General features: G+C 69.0%; 17 protein-coding genes and 1 tRNA gene. 6 read left to right on the forward strand and 12 right to left on the reverse strand.

What is annotated here, in order from left to right; all coding sequences use genetic code 11:
- The first annotated feature begins 125 nt into the window (after nucleotides 1–125).
- The 4 genes from P5G52_RS05260 (at nucleotide 126) to P5G52_RS05275 (ending at nucleotide 7,470) form a co-directional block, all read left to right on the forward strand.
- Nucleotides 126–2,264 carry a bifunctional copper resistance protein CopD/cytochrome c oxidase assembly protein gene (locus P5G52_RS05260; RefSeq protein ID WP_435868643.1) on the forward strand — a complete coding sequence of 713 codons (2,139 nt, stop codon included), beginning with the start codon at nucleotides 126–128 and terminating at the stop codon, nucleotides 2,262–2,264.
- Nucleotides 2,261–4,243, forward strand: a complete 1,983-nt coding sequence (locus P5G52_RS05265; protein WP_301225306.1) for an NHL domain-containing thioredoxin family protein — start codon at nucleotides 2,261–2,263, stop codon at nucleotides 4,241–4,243. Before P5G52_RS05260 ends, P5G52_RS05265 begins: the two co-directional genes overlap by 4 nt.
- A 390-nt stretch (nucleotides 4,244–4,633) precedes the next feature.
- Entirely contained in the window at nucleotides 4,634–6,190 is a 1,557-nt protein-coding gene (locus P5G52_RS05270) for an LTA synthase family protein (protein ID WP_301225308.1), read from the forward strand.
- A gap of 176 nt (nucleotides 6,191–6,366) precedes the next feature.
- Entirely contained in the window at nucleotides 6,367–7,470 is a 1,104-nt protein-coding gene (locus P5G52_RS05275) for an SDR family oxidoreductase (protein ID WP_301225310.1), read from the forward strand.
- A 22-nt stretch (nucleotides 7,471–7,492) separates the two neighbouring features.
- On the opposite strand, the gene P5G52_RS05280 is transcribed toward P5G52_RS05275, so the two are convergent.
- The 11 genes from P5G52_RS05280 to P5G52_RS05330 all read right to left on the reverse strand — a co-directional run bounded on the left by P5G52_RS05280 (nucleotide 7,493) and on the right by P5G52_RS05330 (nucleotide 17,465).
- Nucleotides 7,493–8,476: a hypothetical protein gene (locus tag P5G52_RS05280; protein WP_301225312.1), complete on the reverse strand. Its 984-nt coding sequence runs from the start codon at nucleotides 8,474–8,476 to the stop codon at nucleotides 7,493–7,495.
- Nucleotides 8,477–8,503: 27 nt separating this feature from the next.
- Nucleotides 8,504–8,887, reverse strand: a complete 384-nt coding sequence (locus tag P5G52_RS05285; RefSeq protein WP_301225314.1) for a hypothetical protein — start codon at nucleotides 8,885–8,887, stop codon at nucleotides 8,504–8,506.
- A gap of 37 nt (nucleotides 8,888–8,924) precedes the next feature.
- Nucleotides 8,925–10,643, reverse strand: a complete 1,719-nt coding sequence (locus P5G52_RS05290; protein ID WP_301225316.1) for a helicase HerA-like domain-containing protein — start codon at nucleotides 10,641–10,643, stop codon at nucleotides 8,925–8,927.
- An 81-nt stretch (nucleotides 10,644–10,724) separates the two neighbouring features.
- Nucleotides 10,725–12,122 (reverse strand): ABC transporter ATP-binding protein, encoded by a 1,398-nt coding sequence (locus tag P5G52_RS05295; protein WP_301225318.1) that lies wholly within the window; start codon nucleotides 12,120–12,122, stop codon nucleotides 10,725–10,727.
- Between the two features lie 30 nt (nucleotides 12,123–12,152).
- Nucleotides 12,153–13,001 (reverse strand): carbohydrate ABC transporter permease, encoded by an 849-nt coding sequence (locus tag P5G52_RS05300; RefSeq protein ID WP_301225320.1) that lies wholly within the window; start codon nucleotides 12,999–13,001, stop codon nucleotides 12,153–12,155.
- On the reverse strand, nucleotides 13,001–14,014 hold the full coding sequence (locus P5G52_RS05305; RefSeq protein ID WP_301225322.1) for a carbohydrate ABC transporter permease: 1,014 nt from the start codon (nucleotides 14,012–14,014) through the stop codon (nucleotides 13,001–13,003). Before P5G52_RS05305 ends, P5G52_RS05300 begins: the two co-directional genes overlap by 1 nt.
- Entirely contained in the window at nucleotides 14,011–15,330 is a 1,320-nt protein-coding gene (locus P5G52_RS05310) for an extracellular solute-binding protein (RefSeq protein WP_435868644.1), read from the reverse strand. Before P5G52_RS05310 ends, P5G52_RS05305 begins: the two co-directional genes overlap by 4 nt.
- A gap of 178 nt (nucleotides 15,331–15,508) precedes the next feature.
- Nucleotides 15,509–15,940 (reverse strand): aspartate 1-decarboxylase, encoded by a 432-nt coding sequence (gene panD, locus P5G52_RS05315; protein ID WP_301225326.1) that lies wholly within the window; start codon nucleotides 15,938–15,940, stop codon nucleotides 15,509–15,511.
- 99 nt (nucleotides 15,941–16,039) lie between these two features.
- Nucleotides 16,040–16,110, reverse strand: a tRNA-Gly gene (locus tag P5G52_RS05320).
- A gap of 24 nt (nucleotides 16,111–16,134) precedes the next feature.
- The gene (locus P5G52_RS05325; protein ID WP_301225328.1) at nucleotides 16,135–16,419 is read right to left on the reverse strand and encodes a protealysin inhibitor emfourin; all 285 of its coding nucleotides are present in this window, start codon (nucleotides 16,417–16,419) and stop codon (nucleotides 16,135–16,137) included.
- The gene (locus P5G52_RS05330) at nucleotides 16,416–17,465 is read right to left on the reverse strand and encodes a M4 family metallopeptidase (protein WP_301225330.1); all 1,050 of its coding nucleotides are present in this window, start codon (nucleotides 17,463–17,465) and stop codon (nucleotides 16,416–16,418) included. The genes P5G52_RS05325 and P5G52_RS05330 overlap by 4 nt, the downstream gene beginning before the upstream one ends.
- Nucleotides 17,466–17,531: 66 nt before the next feature.
- Between P5G52_RS05330 and P5G52_RS05335 the strand changes: the two genes are divergently transcribed.
- Both P5G52_RS05335 and dcd read left to right on the forward strand, forming a co-directional pair.
- Complete coding sequence (locus P5G52_RS05335; RefSeq protein ID WP_301225331.1) at nucleotides 17,532–18,386, forward strand: tryptophan 2,3-dioxygenase; 855 nt, start codon at nucleotides 17,532–17,534, stop codon at nucleotides 18,384–18,386.
- A 32-nt stretch (nucleotides 18,387–18,418) separates the two neighbouring features.
- Entirely contained in the window at nucleotides 18,419–18,994 is a 576-nt protein-coding gene (gene dcd, locus P5G52_RS05340; RefSeq protein ID WP_301225332.1) for a dCTP deaminase, read from the forward strand.
- A 42-nt stretch (nucleotides 18,995–19,036) separates the two neighbouring features.
- On the opposite strand, the gene P5G52_RS05345 is transcribed toward dcd, so the two are convergent.
- Nucleotides 19,037–20,425, reverse strand: a complete 1,389-nt coding sequence (locus P5G52_RS05345) for an MFS transporter (RefSeq protein ID WP_301225334.1) — start codon at nucleotides 20,423–20,425, stop codon at nucleotides 19,037–19,039.
- Nucleotides 20,426–20,506: the final 81 nt, after the last annotated feature.

A 20,506-nucleotide genomic window follows, 5' to 3' on the forward strand; every position in this document is an offset into this window, starting at 1 on the left:
GTGCCACGAAGGACCGCTGCCGTTCCGGCAGCGGTCCTTCGTCGTTCCGTGCTGCACTGCTGCGGCCATCACCGTCCCCCCGAGGCACCCCGGAGATTAGCCCTATTTTCTACTTCGGGTAGAGAATGGTGTATGTGTCCACAACAGCGAAAGACCCCCGCCAGGCGCGCACCGGCGACTCTCCGGACCGCGCCATCGGCACCGGCTGGCTGATCCTTGCGGGCGTCGTCGTCTTCGCAGCCCTCGTCGTGGCCCTGTCCTACTCGGGAGCGGCCGCCGCACGCCAGCTCGGCGACCCCGGCGCCCTGACGAGGTGGGGCCTGCCCGTCGCCAAGGTGCTCAACAACACCGCGGCTGCCGCCACCATCGGTGCCCTCGTCTTCGCGGTGGTCCTGCTGCCACGGAAGGTCGGCGACACCGGCCGGAAGCCGAAGGACGGTGCGGCCGAGCACCCCGCCTTCGCTCGTGTGCTGCTCCTGGCTTCCGTCTCCGCCGTCGCCTGGACGCTCGGGGCGCTCGGTGTCATGGTCTTCACCTATTCCGACGCCGCGGGCCTGCCGCTGAGCACCGACCCCACGTACACGCAGGGGCTCGCCGCCTTCCTCACCGACTTCTCCACGGGCCGCGCCTGGCTGGTGACCTCCATCGTCTCCGCGGTCCTTGCCACGATCCTCTTCGGTGTCCGGTCGCAGACCGGCCTGGCACTGACGCTGGTGCTGGCGCTCCTCAACCTCCTGCCCATGGCGCTGATCGGCCATTCCGCGAGCGGGGACGACCACAACGCCGCCGTGAACTCGATCGCGCTGCACCTCGTCGGAATCTGCCTGTGGATGGGCGGGATCATCGCCCTGGCCGTCGTCAGCGGCACGCTGGGCGGGCAGACGCTGCCGGTCCTGAAGCGCTTCTCGGCCCTCGCAGGATTCGCCTTCGTCCTCGTGGTCGGCTCCGGAGTGGTGAACGCCAGCCTCCGCATCACGGACCTCGCGCAGCTCAGCTCCTCGTGGGGGCTGCTGGTCACCTTCAAGACCATCGCGACGCTGCTCCTCGGCGGTATCGGCTGGATGCACCGGCAGTGGATCATCCCGCAGCTCGAGGCGTCCTCCGGCAGCACCGCGTCGAAGCTGTCCGCGCGCCGCGTGCTGTGGCAGCTCGTCGCCGTCGAGCTGGTCATCATGGGAGCCGTCTCCGGTGTGGCCGGCGCCCTCGGACGGACCGCGCCTCCGCGTACGGAGGAGCTCCCCACCGAGGCCGGCCCGGCCCGCATCCTGTCCGGTTACGACCTCCCGCCGGAGCCCACCGCGGCCCGCTGGCTGACCGAATGGCGGCCGGACTGGCTCTGGATCACGGTCGCGCTGACGCTGGGCGTCGCCTACATCCTGGGCATGGTGAAGCTGCACCGCCGCGGGGACTCGTGGTCCGTGCCACGGCTCCTCAGCTGGCTCGTGGGCATGGCGCTGCTGACCTACTTCACGTCCGGCGCGCCGGCCATCTACGGCATGGTGCTCTTCAGCGCCCACATGATCGATCACATGGCGCTCACCATGGTGGTGCCGCTGTTCCTGGTGCTCGGCGCGCCCGTGACCCTCGCGCTCAAGGCACTCGGCGCCCGCCGGGACGGCACGCGGGGGCTCCGGGAGTGGATCCTCGTGATCGTGCACTCCTGGCCGTCGAGGATCATCACGCACCCGCTGTTCGCCGCCGGCAACTTCGTGGCGTCCATCATCGTGTTCTACTACTCACCACTGTTCGGCTTCGCCCTGCGCGAGCACGTCGGCCACGAGCTGATGATCACGCACTTCCTCCTCACTGGCTACATCTTCGTGCTCTCGATGATCGGATCGGACCCCGTTCCGCTCCGCGCGCCCTACCCCCTCCGGATCCTGCTCCTCTTCGCGACCATGGCCTTCCACGCCTTCTTCGGTGTGACCCTGATGGGTTCGACGTCCCTGCTCGAGGCATCCTGGTTCGGCAACATGGGCCGCGAGTGGGGTGCCTCGGCCCTCGCCGACCAGCAGGTGGGCGGCGCGGTGACCTGGGGAGTCGGCGAGATCCCGACCCTCCTCCTCGCGATCGGCGTGGCCGTCATGTGGTCGCGGTCGGACGCGCGGGAAACCAAGCGCAAGGACCGGGCGGCGGACAGGAATAACGACGCCGATCTCGAGGCTTACAACAACATGTTCACCGACCTCGCCGCGCGCGACGTCGGACCCCGTCCGGGAGGCAAGCCCGCGGCGCGGGCCACCACAGCAGGAGACGATGAATGACCGAGACCACCGTGCGCACCGGCTACCGCGTGCGCGGCTCAGAGCTGACCGGCCGTAACTGGCTCAACACCGGCGGCAGGCAGCTGCAGCTCGAGGATCTCCGGGGCAAGATCGTGATCCTCGACTTCTGGACGTTCTGCTGCATCAATTGCCTGCACGTCCTCGACGAGTTGCGGCCCCTCGAGGAGCAGTACTCGGACGTGCTCGTGACCGTCGGCGTGCATTCCCCGAAATTCGAGCACGAGGCGGATCCCGTGGCCCTCGCAGCCGCCGTCGAGCGCTACGACATCCACCACCCCGTCCTCGACGACCCCGAGCTCACCACCTGGCAGGCCTACACGGCACGGGCCTGGCCGACGCTCGTGGTCATCGACCCCGAGGGCTACATCGTGGCGCACCTGTCCGGCGAGGGGCATGCCGCCGGCCTGACCTCCCTCGTGGAGGAGCTCGTCGCCGAGCACGAGGCCAAGGGCACGCTGCACCGGGGGAACGGCCCGTACGTGCCGGCCGAGAGCACCGCGGGCGACCTCAAGTTCCCGGGCAAGCTGCTCGCCCTGCCCGCCACCGGCACCTTCCTCGCCGGTGATACGGGTCACCACCGGCTCGTCGAGCTCGAGGCGGACCTCGTCACCGTGCGCCGCACCATCGGCTCCGGCATAAAGGGCTTCCGCGACGGAGGTGCCGACGAGGCGCAGTTCAACGAGCCCCAGGGCGTCGCCCTCCTGCCGGCCGAACTGGCCTCCGAGGTCGGGTACGACGTCGTCGTCGCCGACTCCGTCAACCACCGCCTGCGCGGCGTGACCCTCGCCACCGGCGAGGTGCGCACCCTCGCCGGCAACGGGACCCAGCGCCTGCTGGACGCCGGGAACCACACGAAGACGGGGCGGCAGGAGAACGCCTCCGAGGTCGGCGCCCCGAGCGAGACCCCGCGCCTCACGGAGACCCAGCTCGGCACGGACGCGCTGAACGTCTCGCTGTCCTCCCCGTGGGACGTGCTGTACTCGTCGGTGTTGGACCGCGTGGTCGTCGCCATGGCCGGCACGCACCAGATCTTCAGCTTCGACCCCCGCACCTCCGCCGTCGAGGTCCTGGCGGGAACGGGCCTCGAGGGACTGCTCGACGGCGACGCCTCCGAGGCGTGGTTCGCCCAGTCCTCCGGCCTCGCCGAAGGCGCGGACGGCACGGTCTGGATCGCCGATTCCGAGACCTCGTCGGTCCGCTTCCTGACCTTTGCCGAGGTGGACGGACGCAGCACGGTGCAGGTACGGACGGCCGTCGGAACCGGCCTCTTCGACTTCGGCTTCCGTGACGGCGACGCGGACCAGGCGCGCCTCCAGCACCCGCTGGGCGTCGCGGCGCTCCCCGACGGCTCCATCGCCATCGCCGACACCTACAACGGTGCCGTGCGCCGCTACGACCCGGCCACCCGCCAGGTGTCCACGCTGCTGCGCGGCCTCTCCGAACCGTCCGACGTCCTCGTGGACATGACGCCCGTGGCCGAGGGCGGGGATCCGCTGCTCATCGTCGTCGAGGCCAACCGGCACCAGCTGGTCCGGGTGCCCCTGCCCAAGGAGGCGCTCGCCGTCGACGAGGGCGCGTCCCAGACGCAGCGGCCCAAGACCCCGATGTCCGCGGGCCCCGTAGCCCTGACCGTGCGCTTCACAGCCCCGAAGGGGCAGAAGCTCGACGACCGCTGGGGCGATCCCACGCAGCTGAAGATCAGCGCGTCGCCCGAATCCCTCCTGGTGTCCGGGGGCGGCACGTCGACCGGGCTGACGCGCGAGCTCGTGCTCGCGCCAGGGGCCGGCGACGGCGTCCTGCACATCACCGCGCGGGCCGCGTCCTGCGACGGCGAGCCGGGCGGCGAGATCCCCGACCACGCCGCGTGCCACCTGTACCAGCAGGACTGGGGCATCCCCGTTACCGTGACGGCCGACGGCGCCACGGACCTGACCCTGGACCTGCGCGGACTCGACTGACCCATCAGGGAACGGAGGGCATCGGCCGGGTGCCCTCCTTTCCGTGCGTCCAGGGACGGCCCCGTCTGGGTGCCGGGGCGGCGATCGGAGGGCTCGCCGAGCTCGCTGCCCTGGCGACGCACTCTGCCGGCCGCCCTTGAGGTGCCCGCGGTGCTGCTGGACGCTCTGGATGGCGGGCCGCCGCGCCGGGTGCGCAGAGCCGTGGCGCAGGTTCCCCGGATGGGGCCGCCGCGCCGGGTGTGCAAACTCGCCGTGTACAACTCCTTGCGCCGGGGTGAACGGCTGTTGAACGGGTAGCGTAACGGTACTAGTCTTCGATGGGCCCGAGAACGGGCCGGATGTCAGGGGTGTTCGGCGAAGACCCGGGCATCCGGAACGCGAGGTGTTGCCATGTCTGGCCGGATTCTTCAGGTGACCCGACGGGTCGGCGTGGCCGTGGGGCACGTCCTGGTCTACCTCCTGATCTGGGCGGGACTCGTCCTGCTCATCGCCGCCGCGGGCATCCGCTTCTACTGGGGCACGATCTCCGTCAGCCAGATGCTCATGAACCTCGTCTCCGTCGAGACCGACGGCGGGGGCGGATCCATCGTGTGGGTCGGCATCCTGGGGGTCGGTGTCGCGCCCGTGCTCATCACCGTCGGGATCGCCGTGTGGCAGCACTACCGGCGCCGCGCACGCCGCCGCAGCGGAGAGGACCTGCGTCCGGATCGCCGGCAGTGGATCCTGCGCACCGTCTCCACCGCCCTGGTGGCCACGGTGGTCATCGGCGGGGCCACGGCCTTCTCCACCACGGTGGGTATCGGGGACTACATCAGGGCGGCGAACTCGGACTACGACCTCGGCGACTATTACGTGGAACCGACCGTGACCAGCGATGCGGACAAGCGCAACCTGGTGCTGATCTTCCTCGAGGCAGGCGAGGCCACCCTCGAGGACGAGCAGCTGTTCGAGAAGGACGCGTTCGCACCGCTCAAGGAGGTCACCAGTGCCGCCGACGGCTGGCAGAGCGTGGAGGACTTCCAGCAGTACGAGAGCGGAGGCTGGACCATGGCCGGCATCGTCGGGACGCAGTGCGGCGTCCCGCTGAAGGCCGGAGGCTCCGCCGCGGGCAGCGCCCCCTCGAACGACCTCGGCGGCGGCGCCGACACCTACCTGGGCGGGCTGACCTGCCTGGGCGACGTCCTGGATGAGCACGGCTACACCAGCGCCTTTTTGGGCGGCGCCAACGCCTCCTTCGCCGCCAAGGACGTCTTTTTGGAGACCCACGGCTACTCCGAGGAGAAGGACCTCTCCGACTGGCGTGCCGCGGGCGAGCAGGAGAGGAGCTTCCGTAGCGACTGGGGCCTGAGCGATGAGCGCCTGATGGCGAACGCCCGCGACGAGATCGACCGGCTGCACGCCGAGGCGGAGGCCACCGGCGAGCCGTTCAACCTGTCCATGCTGACGCTGGACACCCACGAGCCCGTGCACGTCTACGACTACTGCGACGTGGACACCCAGAACGTGGTCACCTCCGTGTACTCCTGCTCCATGACCCAGGTGGCCGGCTTCGTGGACTACATGAAGGACAAGGGCTACCTCGAGGACACCGCCGTCGTGATCACCGGCGACCACCTCAAGCTCATGAGCGCCGGCAACGCGTTCCACGAGCAGCTGGACCACCACGAGAACCGCACCGTCTTCAACCGGGTCTGGGTTCCCGGCGGGGCGCCCGCGCTGCGCCCGCGCGTGGACCAGCTGAACATGTACCCCACGATCCTCGAGGCCGCCGGCCTGACCCTGCAGGACCATGCGGCCGGACTGGGCGTGTCCGCCTTCGCACCCGAGGTCCCTGCCGGCTCGGCCCAGGCCCTGAAGCCGGATCTCTATGCGGAACTGCTGGACGCGAATTCCCAGCAGTTCTATACGGAGGTCTGGGCCGGCGAGGGCACGGGCCAGGAGCCCTGAGCCGGACAGGCATCCGTGGCACCGACGCCCTCCCCGGTCCAGCTGTCGCCGGAATATCCTGCCCGTAGGGCGGCTTGTCGATTCCGGGGCCCGGAACGGGCCGAAGGACGCACGCGGTGCCCGGGCCCGCGCAGGGACACCGGCACCGGCGGCGGCACGACGAGATGGAGCGCAGGATGACGGCAGCACCCGCAACAGGAACCGCAACAGCTCGCGACGGACAGCGGAGGGCTCTCGTGGTCGGAGCCACGGGTATCGCCGGGTCGGCCCTGGTAGAGAAGCTCACCGCGGAGGGATGGCCCGTGCTGGCGCTGTCCCGCACGCCCGGAGCGGAGCGCGACGGCGTGCGCCGGCTGTCGGCGGACCTGACGTCGGCCGAGTCCTTGGCAGCCGTCCTCGCGCCGGAGAACCCCACGCACGTCTTCTTCACGGCGTGGTCGCGGCGCGACACCGAGGAGGAGAACATCTCGGTCAATGCCGGCATGCTGCGCGACCTGCTGGCCGCCCTCCGCGGCAAGGACGTGGCCCATGTGGCCCTCATGACGGGCCTCAAGCACTACCTCGGCCCGTTCGAGGCGTACGCGGCCGGGGAGATGGCGGACACTCCGTTCCACGAGGAGGAGCCGCGCCTGCCGGTGCCGAACTTCTACTACGCGCAGGAGGACGAGCTGTTCGCGGCGGCGGCGGAGCAGGGGTTCACCTGGTCGGTGCACCGCTCCCACACGGTGATCGGCCACGCGGTGGGCAATGCCATGAACATGGGCCTCACACTCGCGGCCCAGGCGACCCTCTGCCGGGAGTCGGGCGAGCCGTTCGTCTTCCCGGGCTCGGAGACGCAGTGGAACGGGCTGACCGACATGACCGACGCCGGGCTGCTGGCCGAGCACATGCTCTGGGCATCGACGACCCCCGCTGCGGCCGACGAAGCCTTCAACATCGTCAACGGCGATGTGTTCCGGTGGCGCTGGATGTGGCCGAGGCTCGCCGCCTACTTCGGCGTCGAGTGGGAGGGCTATGCCGGCGCACCGCGACCGCTCGAGCAGGCCATGGCCGGACGGGAGGACCAGTGGGCGGAGCTCGCTCAGCGCCACGGGCTGGCCGAACCGCGGCTGGACCGCGTGGCCTCCTGGTGGCACACGGACAGCGACCTGGGCCGGGACATCGAGGTGGTGACCGACATGGGCAAGAGCAGGGACGCCGGCTTCACGGGGTACCGGCGGACATCCGACGCCTTCCTCTCGCTCTTCGACCGCTACCGCGCCGACAACCTCATCCCCTGACCTGCGTGCCGGTCCGGTACGGCTAGTAGCGGACCACGGGTGTGACCGTGATGGTGTCCCCGGTCACCAGGAGGTCCGCCTCGAATTCGAAGGGGACGGACTCCGACACGTCCCGGATGGCGCCGGAGAAGAAGTCACGCAGCCGGGTGTCGATGCGGGCGGACCCGCGAAGCGGAGCCAGCGACCACTGGCCGTTGTCCGGTGTGATCGTCGCGGACGGATATTCCTCGATGGACCAGGCGATGCCGCCGGCCAGCCGCTCGTTCGTCAGGTAGTAGAACGGGCAGTTGGTCGGCTGGAAGACGGTCTGGCCGGCGCAGCCGTCGAGGAACGTGTGCAGCTGGTCGTTGACCGCCTGGACGAGTTCCGGCGTCGCCTCCATGGCGAGGGCAAGCGCGGGAGGGGGCGTCTCCCGGCTCGTGACCGCCGCGTGCTGCGGGGGAGCGGAGAAGTACTTCCCCTCGTAGGTGGCGTCGACGACGGCGGGGTAGAAGGACGCCAGCGCGGCCCTGCCGTCGGGCAGTCCGACGTCGACGCCGTTCACCGTGGCCTCGACGCTGTTCAGGGCCGACACCTCGACCGTGGGCAGGACGGTGTGCTCGAAGCGCCACACATTGAAGAAGCCCCACTCCGTGCCCGTCCGCTGGAGCGGGAAGACCGTGGTGGTCTCCGCCCCGTCGACGCTGTAGGTCACCGGGACCTCGACCCGGTCACCGTCCGTCGTCCGGGCGTCGCCGACCTCGACGTCCCCGAGGGACGCGGACGCCCGGCGCAGGGCCTCGCCGTCGAGCAGGGTGGGGTTTGAGCCCTCCGGGACGGTGGCGTTGAGCAGGCCCAGGGCCTTGCCGCCGTCGCCCTGCCGCAGGGCCTCGAGGTACAGGCCCACCTGGTGTTCCGGGCCGTAGAGCCGTCCGTTGAGGAGAACCACGGTGGCGATGAAACCCGCGCCGACGAGCATGAGGCCGAGCAGCCATGCCGCGAGGACCTTCACTACGGGGGTGTGCACCCTCTCAACGGTACCGGCTGTGCCCGTTCAGCCGGGCAGGAAGCCCAGCAGCACCCCTCCGATGAAGCATGCGAGTCCTACGACGGCGAGGATGCGGGTGCCCCGGTAGGGCTCCTCCAGCGACCAGTGGCCGGGATTGCGGGCGGAATAGAAGATGTTCACGTCCTTCCCGGGGGCCGGCGGCGGAGGGACGGGGTTTCCCCGCCGCTGCTGCGCACAGCTCGACCACAGGGCCTCCACGATGCGATAGCGGTGGTCGTGCCAGCGCAGGTAGGGATGTCCCGCGTGCTCGAAGGTGATCGCCTGGGTCCTGGTCCACGAGCCGTAGACCAGCCGGATCACCAGGGCGGCGATGAGGAGCCCCGGTCCCAGCGCCGTGAGGGCGGAACTCACGATCTCGATCACCACCATCGGACGGCGCCCCCGGCTGCCGGGTAGCAGCCCGGCCTCAGTACCAACGGCCCTTCCGGCGTTTCGTGCCGAACAGACCCCGCGCGAGCTCCCTGCCGATGACGCCGGCTGCCTTCAGGGCAAGGTCGGCCATCTCGTCCCTGTCCGGTCCGCGCTGGGCCGACGGCCGGCCCGTGCCGCCGTCCTGCTCCGCGCGAGGGACGCCGCGCTCCCGCTCGTCCCGTCCTGAGCGGCGACCGCCGCCCGGCGAGGGCCGGGACGGCATCCCGAGGATCTCCTCCTCGATGCGTTGTGCCTCGGCGTCGCGATCGTCCCTGGACATGTCCGCCGACCGATCGGGAACCGCGTCGCCGGGTGGGCCGGCAGGGACGGGAGAGGAAGCGCCCGGGAGAGCGGCAGGTATCGGCCGACCGGTCAGCTTCTCGTAGGCGGAGTAACCGTCAATGGCCTGGCTGTACTCCGACAGGAGAGCTGACGAGGCGACGACAGCGGGAACCGTTCCCTCCGGCGCCCTGCCCAGAACCGACTCGGGGGAGCGCAGGCGGGTCCACGCAACCGGTGTCGGGGCTCCGCGCTCGTTCATGACGGTGACGACGGCCTCGCCGATTCCGGCGGACGTCAGGACTTCCGCCAGGTCGTACGGGCTCATCGGGAAGGTCGACACGGTGGCGCGCAATGCCTTCGCGTCGTCGGGCGTGAACGCGCGCAGGGCGTGCTGGATCCGGTTGGCCAGCTGGCCGAGGACCTCCCCAGGAATGTCCCTGGGCGTCTGCGTGATGAAGAAGATCCCAACGCCCTTGGACCGGATGAGCCGCACGGTGGCCTGGATCGATTCCCGAAAGGCCTTCGAGGAACCGGCGAAGAGCAGGTGCGCCTCGTCGAGGAAGAACACGAGGCGGGGCTTGTCGACGTCGCCGACCTCCGGCAGCTCGGCGAACAGGTCCGCGAGCAGCCACATCAGGAACGTCGAGAAGAGCCGCGGTTTCTGCTGCGCGGCCACGAGCTCCAGCGCCGTGATCATGCCGCGTCCGTCCACGGCGGTACGCAGCAGGTCCGCGGTGTCGAACTCGGGTTCGCCGAAGAAGGCGTCCATGCCCTGCGCCTCGAGGGTGACCAGTTCGCGCAGGATCACGCCGGCCGTCGCCCTGGAGAGGCCGCCGAGTGACGCGAGGGCTCCCTTGCCCTCGTCGGAGGTGAGGAAGCCGATGACAGCGCGCAGATCGGCGAGGTTGTAGAGCTCGAGGCCGTTCCTGTCGGCATAGTGGAACACGAGCTGCAGGCTCGATTCCTGCGTCTCATTGAGGTCCATCACGCGGCTGAGGAGCAGGGGCCCGAAGGAGGAGATGGTGGCGCGGACGGGGATGCCGGCTCCGTCGCCGCCGAGTGAGAGGAACTCGACCGGGAATGCTGTGGGGGTCCAGTCCTGGCCGACGCTCGCCGCCCGCTCGGCCAGCCGGTCGGAGGCAGTGCCCGGCCGCGCCAGGCCCGTCAGGTCTCCCTTGATATCGGAGAGGAAGACGGGGACTCCCTGCGCGGAGAGCTGCTCCGCCAGGACCTGGAGGGTCACGGTCTTGCCGGTCCCCGTGGCACCCGCGATCAGGCCGTGCCGGTTCATCATGGCGAGCGGGAGGCGCACCTGCGCGTCGGCGTGGAGTGTCCCGTCCACGAGGGCTGCGCCGAGGTGCAGGGTGGGACCGTCGAAGACGTATCCCGCGGCGATGTCGGCGATCCGGGCGGCGGCATCCTGTTCGGGCATAGGGCCACACTACACAGCAGGACCGGCACCCTTCCGGATGCCGGTCCTGCTGCGTCCTGCCGGAGCAGGGGACGCGCCGGGTCAGCCCGAGGTGTGCTTGCCGCCGGCCGCCGTCGCGCCGCCGGAGCGGCTCGCGCCCGCGTCGACCGGGGCACCGTTACCCTGTGCGTTCGGGGCGCCGCCCGTCCGACCGGAGGTGCCGCTGCTGAAACCGGTGCCGTTCCCGTTCCCGTGTCCGTCCGCCTGCTGGGCGATCTCGATCTCCTCGGCCCGCTCCTCGCCGGCCTGGCGTGTGAGCTCGGCGCCTGCCTCCGCGTCGCGTGTCAGGTTCTCACCGGTCTCGGCGTCGAACAGGTGGAGCTTGCGGGTGTCCAGCCAGAGCTCCGCCTCACGTCCGCCGCGGATCCGGCTCGCGGCATCCAGGGTGACGACCACCTGCGGGCGCAGCTCGTCGGCGTCCATGTCCCGTGCGAGGTTGTTCAGCAACTCGCGCATCTCGGGGGCCGGGTCGAAGTTGATGTACCCGTACTGCTCGTTACCGAGCCACTCGGTGTGCGTCAGCGTCGCGTTGAACGTGGAGCCGTTGGACCGCTTGTGGTCCTCGACGAGCTTGGCGTCCTCGAAGAACTCCGGACGGACACCCACGAGGACGACTTTCTTGCCGGCCGCCTTCCGGGCCTTCTCGGCGGGGATCTCCAGGTCGCCGACGGCCGTCCGGAGGATGTTCCCCTCGAGGGTGGCGGGCAGGAAGTTCATCGACGGTGAGCCGATGAACCCGGCCACGAAGAGGTTGATGGGCTGCTCGTACAGCTCGCGCGGTGAGGCGATCTGCTGCAGTTCGCCCTTCTTCAGGACGGCCACGCGGTCACCGAGCGTCATGGCCTCGGTCTGGTCGTGGGTCACGTAGACGGAGGTGACGCCCAGCCGGCGCTGCATTTGGGAGATCTCCGACCGCATCTGGCCGCGGAGCTTGGCGTCCAGGTTGGAGAGCGGCTCGTCGAAGAGGAAGGCGTCCGCCTGCCGCACGATCGCGCGGCCCATCGCGACGCGCTGCCGCTGGCCGCCGGAGAGGTTGGCCGGCTTGCGCTGCAGGTGATCCGTGAGTTCCAGGGTGGCCGCGGCCTCGGTGACGAGCTTGTCCACCTGCTCCTCGGAGTGCTTGCCCTTGGCCAGGCGCAACGGGAACGCGATGTTCTCGTACACGGTGAGGTGCGGGTACAGCGCGTAGTTCTGGAACACCATCGCCAGGTTGCGGTCGCGCGGCGCCTTGTCGTTCACGCGCTGTCCGTTGATGAGCAGGTCGCCGTCGGTGATGTCCTCCAGGCCCACGATCATGCGCAGCAGCGTCGACTTCCCGCAGCCGGACGGGCCCACGAGGATGATGAACTCGCCGTCGGCGATGTCGATGCTGACGTCGTTGACGGCGGGGAAGCCGTCGCCGTACTTCTTGACGAGGTGGTTGAGGGTGATTGAAGCCATGGTGCGAATCCTTTTCTTGAACCGGGGGCGTTAGCCCTTGACGGCGCCCGAGGTCAGGCCCGAGACGATCTGGCGTTGGAAGAGCAGGACCAGGAGGACGATCGGGATGGTGACGATGATCGCCGCCGCCGAGATGGCTCCTGTCGGTGCCTCGAACTGCGAAGCACCGGTAAAGAACGCGAGCGCTGCGGGAACCGGCCGTGCCGCCTCGGTGGAGGTCAGCGAGATCCCGTACACGAAGTCGTTCCAGGCGATGAAGAACGCGATGATCGCCGTGGTGAACACCCCGGGAGCGGCCAGCGGCACGATCGCCTTGCGGAAGGCCTGCCATGTCGTCGCGCCGTCCACCTGCGCGGCCTGCTCGAGCTCCCATGGGATCTGCCGGAAGAAGGCGGCGAGGGTCCAGATGGAGATCGGCAGGGTCAGCGACAGGTAGGGGATGATCAGCCCGAGCCAGGTGTCGTAGAGGCCGATGGTGCGCCACAGGTTGAACAGCGGCGTCACGATCGAGATGACGGGGAAGATCGAGACCGCCAGTGCCGTGGTGAGCACCAGCTTCTTGCCCGGGAAGTCGAGCCGGGCGATCGCGTAGGCGCACAGGGTGGCCAGCACGACGGCGATGAACGTGGCGATCAGCGAGATGCCGATCGAGTTGCGCAGGGCCGAGAGGAACAGTCCCTGTGCGTCGCCGACGAGGATCTGCTCATAGTTGCTGGTGGTGGCCTTGCCCGAGGTCGGCAGGAACTTGCCGCTCGTCAGATCGCTCGGCGCCTTGAAGGACGTCGCGAGGATCGAGATCACGGGGAACAGCGCGTAGATCAGGACGAGGATCGTGACGACGGTCCAGAGGACCTTGCCCCTGGTAGTTGTATTCGTCATTACTTTTCTCCCTGCGTGCCGGCGAGATCGACCTTGAACAGCTTGATCGCCACGAAGCAGATCAGCAGGACGCAGAGGAACAGGAGGACGGAGACGGCGGAACCGAGACCGATCTCGAGCCTGCTGATGGACTGCCGGTAGGCGAGCAGCGACAGCACTTCCGTGTTGTACGCACCGTTGGTCATGATGAAGACGTTGTCGAAGATGCGGAAGGCGTCCAGTGCCCTGAACAGCACGGCCACCATGATCGCGGCCTTCATGTTGGGGATGATGACCTTGCGCATCTGCTCCCACCAGGTGGCGCCGTCGACCTTGGCCGCCTCGCTGAGCTCGTCCGGCACCTGCGCGAGGCCGGCGAGGAGGAGCAGCGAGATGAACGGGGTGGTCTTCCAGATCTCCGACGCCATGATGACGAACAGGGCAGTGGGTCCCTGCGCGAACCAGTTCAGGTTCTCGTCAATGCCGGGGAGCCAGCCGAACCAGTTGTTGACGTACCCGGAGCTGATGTCGAAGGCGTAGAACCAGGCGAAGGCCGACACCACGGTGATGATGCCGTAGGGGACGAGGATCGCGGTGCGCAGGAGCCCGCGGACCGACTTCAGGGCCTTGTGCATGACGAGTGCGAGCGCGAAGCCGAGCACGAGTTCGACGGCCACGGTGATGACCGTGATGAGGACCGTGGTCCCCAGGTCCGACCACCAGACGGGGTCGCTGAGGATCACCCCGTAGTTCCCCAGGCCGATGAACTCCCGTTCATCCGGTGCCGTGAGGCGGAACCGGAACAGGGATTCGTAGATGGCCTGCAGGATCGGGTACAGCGTGACGAGCAGCATGATGACGAAGGCCGGACCGGCGAGCATCCAGCCGAGCCGCCGTTCGGCGCGGACCCGGTCGCTGTACTGTTGCGGCGCCCGGCGGGTCCTGCCATTGGTCTTGCCGTTGCCTGCGTCGAGGCGCGGGCCGGGGTCGGAGGACGACGCCGTCGTCGTCTTGGCGGGAATGGCGGAGGTCACAGGAGTTGCTCCCCTCTGAGGACCGATGTGATGAAGTCGCTCGACGACCCGGGAGTGCTCTCGGGATCGACGGCGGCGGGCGGCGCCCAGGTCTGCTGGATGCCGGTGGAGACCTCGTTGTAGAACGGTGTCTGCGGACGGGGCGCTGCGACCTGGAGCGAGTCCCTGATCGTTTCGGCCATGGGGAAGGACTCCTCGATGCGGGGGTCCTCGTAGGCCTCGGTGTTCGACGGCGGGTTGCCGTTGGTCACGAAGTATTCCGCCTGGTTCTCGACCGAGACGATGCACTGGATCGCCTCGTAGGCCAGCTCGGGGTTGCTGCTCTCGGCGCCGACGCCGAGGTTGATGCCGCCCAGCGGCGGCGCCGACTCCTGGTCCTCCGTCATGCGCGGGAAGATCCCCCAGCCGATGTCGTCGAGGACCTTCTTGTCGACCGTCCCGGCCTCGACAGCGCCGGAGGTGGCCGGCCAGACGAACGGGTAGTTCACCATGAAGGAGCCGGAGTCACCCTGGAAGCCGATGAGGGAGGCGTTCTCGTCCTGTGTGGGGAGGCCGGGGCCGCCCAGCCCCTCCTTGCCGATCGTCGAGATCACTTCGGCCGCCGCGGTGCCGGCGTCCGAGTCGAGGCCGAGTTCGATCGTGTCCGCAGTGGCCTCGGGATCGACGATGATGGAGCCGCCCGCCGACTCGATGAGCGCGTTCACCCACACGGTCATCGATTCCGCCGAAGCTCCCTGCACCCCGAGCGTCTTCTCCTGGCTCTTCGCGGCCTCCATGATCTGTTCCCAGGTCACCGGCTTGGACATGTCGAGGCCGGCTGCCTCGGCGACCGACTTGCGGTACCAGAGGATCTGCGTGTTGGCCCAGAACGGGACCGTGACGAGTTCGTCCTTCCAGGTCGCCCCGGCGAGGGCACCCTCGACGACGTTCTCGGTGGTGCTCTGCTGGACATCCTCCGGGACCGGCGCCAGGAAACCCGGCTCCGCCAGTTCGGGGATGAAGGGGGGATCGAGACTCATGATGTCGAGCGACGAATCACCCGCGGCCAGACGGCGGGCGAGCTGTTCGCGCTGCGAGGCGGCGTCGCTCGGAAGGAGCGAGGTCTCGATGCGGTAGCTCCCGCCGGACTCGTCGCTGCACTTCTGTGCGATGGCGGCCTGGCCTCCCGCGTCGGGATTGATGTACCAGGTGAGCGTGTTGTCCGCCTGGGCCGGACCGCACCCGCTCATGGCCAGCGTCCCCATCATCAGGCCCGCCAGGACGGCGGCCTTCGGGCGGTTCTTCGCGTCTCTGCGTGTTCTTCGATCCATCGGCATCCGTACCGAGCCTCCACATCCTTGTAGACAACCCGGCTGGCAATTCAATCGAATCGACAGCCTAAGCATGCTTCCTTTTTGACCCTATTCCTCGACGGTCGAAACCGCTAGGCAGCCAGCTTACTATCTCGCAGCGGATAGAGGGGTCGGAAGGAGGGGCCAGGGCGGAGGAAAGCGCTCAGGCGGAGACGGTGGAGTTGTCCAGGGAGAAGGGAGGGCGCTCGACGTCGCCGAGAACCGCCTCTGCGGGATCGGAGCCGAGCTCCACGATGCGGTTGCCGGCATCCACGTGGACGACGGTGGGGACGAAGGCGCGCGCTTCCTCGGTGGTCATCTGCGCATAGGTGATCAGGATGACGAGGTCGCCGCGCTGCACCAGGTGCGCCGCGGCACCGTTGATGCCGAGGACGCCCGATCCACGCTCGCCGGCGATGGTGTAGGTCTCGAGACGTGCGCCGTTGGTGATGTCCACGATCGACACGAGTTCACCGGGCAGGATGTCCGCGGCGTCGAGCAGGTCGAGATCCACGGTCACGGACCCTACGTAGTGCAGGTCGGCGTGGGTGACCGTGGCGCGGTGGATCTTCGACTTGAACATTGTGCGATTCATCGCTTCAAGGATACTGCGGAACGCAGGCCGGCAGCTCGGCGAAGGAGGTGGCCTCGAGCACATGCGAGGACCCCGGAAGCTCCCCGGAGGGGAGCGGAGAGCGGGCGACGGGAATCGAACCCGCGTATCGAGCTTGGGAAGCTAGCGCTCTACCATTGAGCTACGCCCGCATGCGGTTGGACCGCTCCATCACCTTACAACAGATCGTCCGGCTTCCCGGGATCGGCCGCCCGCGCCCGCTCGATCAGCTCCCGCCACGGATCATCGAGCCGGTTCTCGGAGAGGTGCACCTCCGTGTACCCGATGGTGATGCGGTAGGTGAAGCGGTCCCGTTGCGACCCGGACTCCGCTCCGCTGCTCCCGGCCTGGGCCTCCGCGAGCGGCAGCCAGCGCTGTTCGGCCTCCGTCCGGCTGACCTCGAGGGTCCAGCTCCGGGTGAGCCCGGCGAAACCGCCCGAGCGGGTGATCTCGATCCTCACACCGGCACACCGACCCGCGACCAGGCATCGGCCACCGCGTCGGCCTCGCGGCTCTCGACCCCGAAACGCTTCCCGGCGGCATCCTGCGTGGTCTTCGCGAAGGTGGGGAAGTCGCAGTCCGACGGGATGCCGCCGTTGAGGACGGCGTCGTACCAGATGCGCCCCGCGCCCTTCCAGGCCGGGCCGCCGAGGGTAGTGGCTGCGAGGTAGAAGGCATGGTTGGGGATGCCGGAGTTGATGTGGACCCCGCCGTTGTCCGACGCCGTGTCCACGTAGTCGGACATGGTGGCGGGCTGCGGATCCTTGCCGAGGACGTCGTCGTCGTAGGCCGTGCCGGGCGCCTCGAGGGAGCGCAGCGCCTTCCCTTCCACGTGCGCGGTGAAGATGCCCGCACCCACGAGCCAGGAGGCGGCAGCGGCATCCTGCCCGAGAGCGCGCTGTTCGACGAGGACGCCGAACACATCGGACAGCGACTCGTTGAGCGCGCCGGACTGGCCCTCGTACTCGAGGTTCGTGGAGTACTGCGTGAAGCCGTGCGTGAGCTCGTGGCTGATCACCGTCAGGGATGCCGTGAAGCGGCCGAAGATCTCGCCGTCGCCGTCCCCGAAGACCATGCGCTCGCCGTCCCAGAAGGCGTTGTCATAGCCGGCGCCGTAGTGCACCGTGGCCTCGAGCGGCTTGCCGGCCCCGTCGATCGACGACCTCCCGTACTCCTCGCTGAACAGTCGGTACGTGGCACCCAGGCCGTCATAGGCCTCATCCGCGGCGGAGTCCCCCGTCGCCGGCGCCCCCTCGGCCCGCACGAGGTTCCCCGGGAGTTCCTCCCGGCCGCCGGCGTCGGAGATGCGCCGTGTCAGGGTCCCGACGACGGCGGAACCGCGGCGGACCGGGGCGCGGAGGGCCTCCGAACGGACCTGCAGGACGGGGTCGAGCTCGAGCAGTGCATGACGTGCCGCGCGGGCCGCGACCGAGAGCCGCGGATCACGGAGCGCGGCGAGCCGGGTGAGAAGGTGCGGCGGGACGATGCCGCAGTGGATCCGGTGCATGGGCCTCCTTGGATTCGTCCCAACGTAGCCGGGCGGACCGACATTCCGGGGACGTAGGCTTGCCGCATGAGTGTCGAGCGCAACACCCGCGACCTGGAGCAGGGCATCGAGCGGGACTTCTCGGACAAGATGAGCTACGGGTCCTACCTGGAGCTCGACAGGCTGCTCGACGCGCAGCACCCCGTGAGCTCGCCGGAGCACCACGACGAGATGCTGTTCATCATCCAGCACCAGACCTCGGAGCTGTGGCTCAAGCTCGTGCTGCACGAGCTCCGCGCCGTGCGCGTTCACCTGCAGGGGGACGACCTGCGTGCCGCCATGAAGGGCATCGCCCGTATCAAGCACATCCAGCGCTCGCTGACCGAGCAGTGGTCCGTGCTCGCGACGCTCACCCCATCCGAGTACGCGGAGTTCCGCGGCGACCTCGGGTCCTCGAGCGGCTTCCAGTCCTACCAGTACCGCGCCGTCGAGTTCCTGCTGGGCAACAAGAACGCCGCCATGATCCAGGTCTTCGACTCCGACCCGGCAGCCCGCGCCCTGCTCTCGGACCTCCTCGCGCAGAGCAGCGTGTACGACGAGTTCATCGCGCTCCTCGCACGGCGGGCCTACGCCATCCCCGACGAGCTCCTGGGGCGGGACGTCACGGTGGCGCACGAGTTCCAGCCGGCCCTCGTCGCCGTCTACAAGCAGGTGTACGAGGACGCCGCCGGCCACTGGGACATCTACGAGGCGTGCGAGGAACTCGTGGACCTCGAGGACAACTTCCAGCTGTGGCGGTTCCGGCACCTGAAGACCGTTGCGCGGACCATCGGCTTCAAGCCCGGGACGGGCGGCTCGTCCGGCGTCGGCTTCCTGCAGCGTGCGCTCGAGCTCACGTTCTTCCCCGAACTCTTCGCCGTGCGCACCGAGATCGGGCGCTGAACCGGGTCCTGGAGGACTGGTAGTTTTGGACGGTGCTGATCTCAGACCGCGACATCCGAGCAGAACTGGCCGCCCAGCGGATCGTCCTCGAACCGCACGATCCCGCGATGGTGCAGCCCTCCAGCGTCGACGTCCGGATCGACCGCTACTTCCGGCTCTTCGACAACCACAAGTACGCGCACATCGACCCCGCCGAGGACCAGCCGGACCTCACGCGCCTGGTCGAGGTGGCCCGGGACGAGCCGTTCATCCTCCACCCCGGCGAGTTCGTCCTCGGGTCCACCTACGAGACGGTGACCCTCCCCGACGACATCGCCGCCCGCCTCGAGGGCAAGTCGTCGCTGGGCCGGCTCGGACTGCTGACGCACTCCACCGCGGGTTTCATCGACCCCGGGTTCTCCGGCCATGTGACCCTCGAGCTCTCCAACATGGCGACCCTGCCGATCAAGCTGTGGCCGGGGTCGAAGATCGGGCAGCTGTGCTTCTTCAAGCTGACCTCTCCTGCGGAGCACCCCTACGGTTCGGGCGAGTACGGCAACCGGTACCAGGGCCAGCGAGGCCCGACGGCGTCGCGCAGCCACCTCAACTTCCACCGGACGGACATCTGACGCACCGACCCCCGGGCAGAACCGTCCGGCCGCAGCGGCGGGTCATGCCTCGGGCACGACGGCGCGCACCACGCGGGAGGGCGGCCGGACCGGCAGCAGGACGAGGAGCCCGGCGAGCAGGACCACGAGGATGCCGACCACGCCGTAGAGCTGCGAGCCGAAAATCCCGATGCAGAGGGCGAAGAGCGTCGGGGCCAGGAAGCTGACCGCGCGGCCTGTCGTAGCGTAGAGGCCGAACAGCTCGCCCTCGTCCCCCACGGGTGCGAGGCGTGCGAGGTAGGCCCGGGACGATGCCTGGGCGGGCCCGACGAACAGGGTGAGCAGCAGGCCGAGGACCCAGAACGTCGTGTCCGAGGTCCACTCCATGCCGAAGAAGGAATACGTTCCCGTGCCGAGCAGGAGGATTGCCGTCCCGGCGACCAGCAGGCCCACCAGGGCGCCCATGATGACGCGCTTCGGCCCGATCCGGTCGTCGAGGAAGCCGCCGATCACGGCGCCGGCGGCGGCGATGACGTTGGCCGCGATCGCGAAGACGATCACCTTGCTCGCGGAGAATCCGAAGGCGCCCGCAGCGAGGATGCCGCCGAAGGTGAACACCGCGGCCAGGCCGTCCCGGAAGATTGCGCTGGCCAGCAGGAAGAAGATCGTGTGGGGGCTCTCCCGGTAGATGGCCTTCACACGCCGCACCAGCAGGCCGTACGAGGCGAGGAATCCGAGCTGCGCCGCGCGGGCCCTGTGCGGGACCTCCGGCACGGCGAACATCACCGGAAGCGCGAAGGCGGCGAACCACAGCGCCGAGAAGACGGCCACCAGCCGGATGTTCAATCCGTTGTCGCTCGAGGCGCCCGGCCAGGCGACCACCGGCTGGATGAACACCACGAGGACCACAACGAGCGCCACGATGCCGCCTACGTAACCCATCGCCCAGCCGAACCCGCTGACTCGGCCGATCGTGGCCGGTGTGGAGATCTGGGTCAGCATCGCGTTGTAGTTCACTCCGGCGAACTCGAAGAAGATGTTGGCGGCGGCGATGAGGGCCACGCCGAGGATCAGCATCCCGGGGCTCGGGAACACGAAGAAGCACAGGGCGGTGAGCACGGCGACGATGAGGCTGTTCACGCCGAGCCAGAGCTTCCGGCGGCCCCCGCTGTCGGAGCGCTGCCCGGTGACAGGGGCGAGGAGGGCGATCAGCAGGCCCGCGACGGCGAGGCCCCACCCGAGTACCTGCGAGGCGCGTTCCTCCCCGCCGAATGCTTCCGACGTGAGGTACACCGTAAACACGAACGTGGTCATGACCGCGTTGAAGGCGGCCGAGCCCCAGTCCCAGGAGGCCCACGCGAGGACGGGCTTGCTGAAGATGCGGCCGGATCCGACCGCCGGAAGGGGTGCAGGGGCTTCCGCGGGCTGCGGAAGCTGCTGGTGGGTACTCATAGGGTGAATGCTAGCGCCGTATGACGCCCGTCACGCCTGACCCGTCGCGGCGCGCGGGGCGGCGGTTCGGGCGTCGGCAGG

Origin of the sequence: Arthrobacter burdickii (assembly GCF_030433645.1) — a bacterium.
GTDB classification, from domain to species: domain Bacteria; phylum Actinomycetota; class Actinomycetes; order Actinomycetales; family Micrococcaceae; genus Arthrobacter_D; species Arthrobacter_D burdickii.

What these genes read in the sequence shown, in the direction of transcription:
- P5G52_RS05265 (WP_301225306.1), top strand. Translation starts at nt 2,261, where the DNA reads ATGACCGAGACCACCGTGCGCACCGGCTACCGCGTGCGCGGCTCAGAG.
- P5G52_RS05275 (WP_301225310.1), top strand. Translation starts at nt 6,367, where the DNA reads ATGACGGCAGCACCCGCAACAGGAACCGCAACAGCTCGCGACGGACAG.
- panD (WP_301225326.1), bottom strand. Translation starts at nt 15,940, where the DNA reads ATGAATCGCACAATGTTCAAGTCGAAGATCCACCGCGCCACGGTCACC.
- P5G52_RS05335 (WP_301225331.1), top strand. Translation starts at nt 17,532, where the DNA reads ATGAGTGTCGAGCGCAACACCCGCGACCTGGAGCAGGGCATCGAGCGG.
- P5G52_RS05285 (WP_301225314.1), bottom strand. Translation starts at nt 8,887, where the DNA reads ATGGTGGTGATCGAGATCGTGAGTTCCGCCCTCACGGCGCTGGGACCG.
- P5G52_RS05290 (WP_301225316.1), bottom strand. Translation starts at nt 10,643, where the DNA reads ATGCCCGAACAGGATGCCGCCGCCCGGATCGCCGACATCGCCGCGGGA.
- P5G52_RS05330 (WP_301225330.1), bottom strand. Translation starts at nt 17,465, where the DNA reads ATGCACCGGATCCACTGCGGCATCGTCCCGCCGCACCTTCTCACCCGG.
- P5G52_RS05310 (WP_435868644.1), bottom strand. Translation starts at nt 15,330, where the DNA reads ATGCCGATGGATCGAAGAACACGCAGAGACGCGAAGAACCGCCCGAAG.
- P5G52_RS05300 (WP_301225320.1), bottom strand. Translation starts at nt 13,001, where the DNA reads ATGACGAATACAACTACCAGGGGCAAGGTCCTCTGGACCGTCGTCACG.
- P5G52_RS05260 (WP_435868643.1), top strand. Translation starts at nt 126, where the DNA reads ATGGTGTATGTGTCCACAACAGCGAAAGACCCCCGCCAGGCGCGCACC.
- P5G52_RS05345 (WP_301225334.1), bottom strand. Translation starts at nt 20,425, where the DNA reads ATGAGTACCCACCAGCAGCTTCCGCAGCCCGCGGAAGCCCCTGCACCC.
- P5G52_RS05270 (WP_301225308.1), top strand. Translation starts at nt 4,634, where the DNA reads ATGTCTGGCCGGATTCTTCAGGTGACCCGACGGGTCGGCGTGGCCGTG.
- P5G52_RS05295 (WP_301225318.1), bottom strand. Translation starts at nt 12,122, where the DNA reads ATGGCTTCAATCACCCTCAACCACCTCGTCAAGAAGTACGGCGACGGC.